This window comes from Cumulibacter manganitolerans (genome assembly GCF_009602465.1).
GTDB classification, from domain to species: domain Bacteria; phylum Actinomycetota; class Actinomycetes; order Mycobacteriales; family Antricoccaceae; genus Cumulibacter; species Cumulibacter manganitolerans.
The window spans coordinates 1-3,315 of the sequence record NZ_WBKP01000104.1; the positions used below are offsets into that span (position 1 = coordinate 1).

4 protein-coding genes are annotated in these 3,315 nt (G+C 71.9%); all 4 read left to right on the top strand.

The window, feature by feature from the left end; all coding sequences use genetic code 11:
• Positions 1–758 (top strand): cell division protein FtsQ/DivIB (locus F8A92_RS18210; RefSeq protein WP_153506599.1); only part of this gene is annotated, 758 nt, incomplete at its 5' end.
• The gene (locus F8A92_RS18215; protein ID WP_153506600.1) at positions 759–1,355 is read left to right on the top strand and encodes a nitroreductase family protein; all 597 of its coding nucleotides are present in this window, start codon (positions 759–761) and stop codon (positions 1,353–1,355) included. It abuts the gene before it with no gap.
• Positions 1,356–1,386: 31 nt separating this feature from the next.
• Positions 1,387–1,989, top strand: coding sequence for a peroxidase-related enzyme (locus tag F8A92_RS18220; protein WP_153506601.1), 603 nt, complete (start codon positions 1,387–1,389; stop codon positions 1,987–1,989).
• A 266-nt stretch (positions 1,990–2,255) separates the two neighbouring features.
• Positions 2,256–3,315: cell division protein FtsZ (gene ftsZ / locus F8A92_RS18225; protein ID WP_153506602.1), on the top strand; the 1,060-nt coding region annotated here is incomplete at its 3' end.

The following is a 3,315-nucleotide window of genomic DNA, read 5'->3' on the forward strand; positions in this document are numbered from 1 at the left end:
GGGCCTCCGCAGCCGGCCGCGGCGCGCGGCCGACCCGCGGTGGTCGCCCCGGCCGGATCGGCGGCGGCCGCTCACCGCTGAACCCGGGCTTTCCCCGGTGGGCGGTGTACACCGCCGTCGCGCTCGTCGTCGCGGTGCTCGCCTCGTGGGCGTTGTTCTCGTCGTCGTTCTTCGGCGTCCGCGACGTCCAGGTGACCGGGGCGTCCGTCATCTCGGTCGCGAAGGTGCGGGAGGCGGTCGGCCTCGGGCCGGACGACTCGCTCGTGTCGGTGAGCACCTCCTCGGTGCGCAAGCGCGTCGAGCAGCTCCCGCCGGTCGCCAGGGCGAGCGTCAGCCGGTCGTGGCCCGGCACCCTGGTCGTGCGGGTGACCGAGCGCACGCCGATCGCGACGGTGCCGGTCGACGGCGAGCCGTGGCTGCTCGACGCCGACGGGGTGCCGTACGCCCGCGCGAGCCGGATCGGCGACGACGCGGCGAAGCTGCTGCCGCTGGAGGTCGAGCACGCCTCGGCCGGGGACCACGCCACTCGCGAGGCGGCGCACGTCATCGCCGGCCTCGACGCCAAGACGCGGGCGCTGGTCGGCAAGGTGACCGCGAAGTCCGCCGCGCAGGTCACCCTGGTGCTGACCGACGGCCGCGAGGTGATCTGGGGAGACGCGTCGAGGATGAACGACAAGCTCACCATGCTGCCGGCGGTGCTCGAGCACAGCGGATCGGTGTACGACATCTCCAGCCCCACGGCGATCGTCATCAAGTAGATGGACTTCCAGCAGGTCGTGCGCCGGCGCCGCATGGTGCGTGCCTACCGGCCCGAGCGCCGCGTGCCGCCCGAGGCCCGCGACCGGCTGCTGCGCAACGCCCTGCGCGCGCCGAGCGCCGGGTTCAGCCAGGGAGCCGCCTACGTCGTCCTGGAGGACGACGCGGACCGCGAGCGGTTCTGGGCCGCGACGTCCGGCAGCCGGCCGGCCGACGGCTGGCTCGCCCGGATGCGCCAGGCGCCGCTGCTGATCACCTGCTGGTGCAGCGAGCAGGCGTACCGGGAGCGCTACGCCGAGCGCGACAAGGCGGCGGCGGGGTCGTTCAGCGCGCCGTTCTGGTACGTCGACGGCGGCATGGGCGTCCTGCTGATCCTGCAGACGGCGGTCGACGAGGGGCTGGGCGCGTGCTTCTTCGGGGTGCCGCCGGACCGGGTCGCCGCCGTGCGCACCGCGCTCGGCGTCCCGCCCGGCTGGCAGCCCGTCGGCGTCGTGTCAGTCGGCCACCCGGATCCCGGGCGCGATCCCCGGTCGCCCTCGGTGGGACGCGGTCGGCGCCCCGCGCACGAGGTGATACACATGGGGCAGTGGGGGAGCTAGACCGAGCTTCCTGCCCGACCCGAGGAGACCCATGGCCCTGCACTCCGACCCCCAGATCGCGACCCGCGCGCTGATTCCGGACGTCGAGGACTTCCCTGCCGACATCCAGGAGAAGATCGCCGAGGTCACCGAGAAGTCCGGCTTCACGCCCAACGTGTTCCGGGCGATCGCCGCCCGGCCGGAGGAGTGGCGGGCGTTCATGATGATGCACGACTCGCTGATGGACCGGCAGACGCCGGGGCTGAGCAAGGCCGACCGCGAGATGATCGTCGTGGCGACCAGCGCCCAGAACGACTGCCTGTACTGCGTGATCGCGCACGGCGCGATCGCGCGGATCCGCTCGAAGAACCCGCGGATCGCCGACCAGCTCGCCATCGACTGGCGCAAGGCCGAGCTCGACGAGCGGATGCAGGTGGTCATCGACGTCGCGGTCAAGCTGGCCGTGCGGCCCGCGGAGGTGACCGACGCCGACCAGCAGAGGCTGCGCGACGCCGGGCTGAGCGACGAGGACGTCGCCGACGTCGGCGCGATCGTGTCGTTCTTCGCCATGAGCAACCGGCTGGCGCACTGGGGCGGCCTGCAGCCGAACCACGAGTTCTACGCGATGGGCCGCGAGCCGCGCGCGAAGGCCTGAGGCCGCGATCCGACCTGCGGGGCAGTGGGGCACGCTATCGGCCGACGAGCGTTCCCCGCAGCCCCGCAGATCTATTTTGCGGGCGTGTCGCCCGCGTGTCTCCCACGATCCACCGCCCGGCTCACCTACCTTTCTAGACAGCGGCAGGTTGACATAACTATAAACCTCTACTAAAGGTTTACGGTTCGTTCCTGGGGAAGGGGACGTCGATCCGGCGCGTACAGGCCAAGAATCCGCACATCGCAACGCAAGGAAGGAAGGTCGCGATGACCTCCCCTAACTACCTCGCCGTAATCAAGGTCGTCGGTGTCGGCGGCGGCGGCGTCAACGCCGTCAACCGAATGATCGAGGTCGGCCTCAAGGGGGTCGAGTTCATCGCGATCAACACCGATGCTCAGGCCCTGCTGATGTCCGACGCCGACGTCAAGCTGGACGTCGGCCGAGAGGCCACCAAGGGCCTCGGCGCCGGCGCCAACCCCGAGGTGGGCCGCACCGCCGCCGAGGACCACCGCGAGGAGATCGAGGAGGTCCTCAAGGGCTCCGACATGGTCTTCGTGACCGCCGGCGAGGGCGGCGGCACCGGCACCGGCGGCGCGCCGGTCGTCGCGAGCATCGCCCGCAAGCTCGGCGCGCTCACCATCGGCGTCGTCACCCGGCCGTTCACCTTCGAGGGCAAGCGCCGCTCGACGCAGGCCGAGGCCGGCATCCAGGAGCTGCGCAACGAGTGCGACACGCTCATCGTCATCCCCAACGAGCGGCTGCTGCAGCTCGGCGACCGCAACATCTCGATGATGGACGCCTTCCGGCTCGCCGACCAGGTGCTGCTGCAGGGCGTGCAGGGCATCACCGACCTGATCACGACCCCCGGCCTGATCAACCTCGACTTCGCCGACGTCAAGTCGGTCATGTCCGGCGCCGGCTCGGCCCTGATGGGCATCGGCTCGGCGCGCGGCGAGAACCGCGCGGTGACCGCCGCCCAGCAGGCGATCGCCAGCCCGCTGCTCGAGGCGTCGATGGACGGCGCCCAGGGCGTCATCCTGTCGATGTGCGGCGGCAGCGACCTGGGCCTGTTCGAGGTCAACGAGGCGGCCACCATCATCTCCGACGCCGCGCACCCGGACGCCAACATCATCTTCGGCGCCGTCATCGACGACGCCCTCGGCGACGAGGTGCGGATCACCGTGATCGCCGCCGGCTTCGAGGAGGAGCCGACGTCCATCGCCAAGCCCGCGGCCCCCGGCCGCGCCAACGCGATCGGCCGCCAGGACGCGCCCGCAGCCGGGGGCGGCCTGCCGTCGTCGGCGGCGGCCTCCCGGCAGAGCGTCC

Bases quoted from the DNA above. Each gene is read 5' to 3' on its own strand.
- F8A92_RS18215 (WP_153506600.1), top strand. From the start codon at position 759: ATGGACTTCCAGCAGGTCGTGCGCCGGCGCCGCATGGTGCGTGCCTAC.
- F8A92_RS18220 (WP_153506601.1), top strand. From the start codon at position 1,387: ATGGCCCTGCACTCCGACCCCCAGATCGCGACCCGCGCGCTGATTCCG.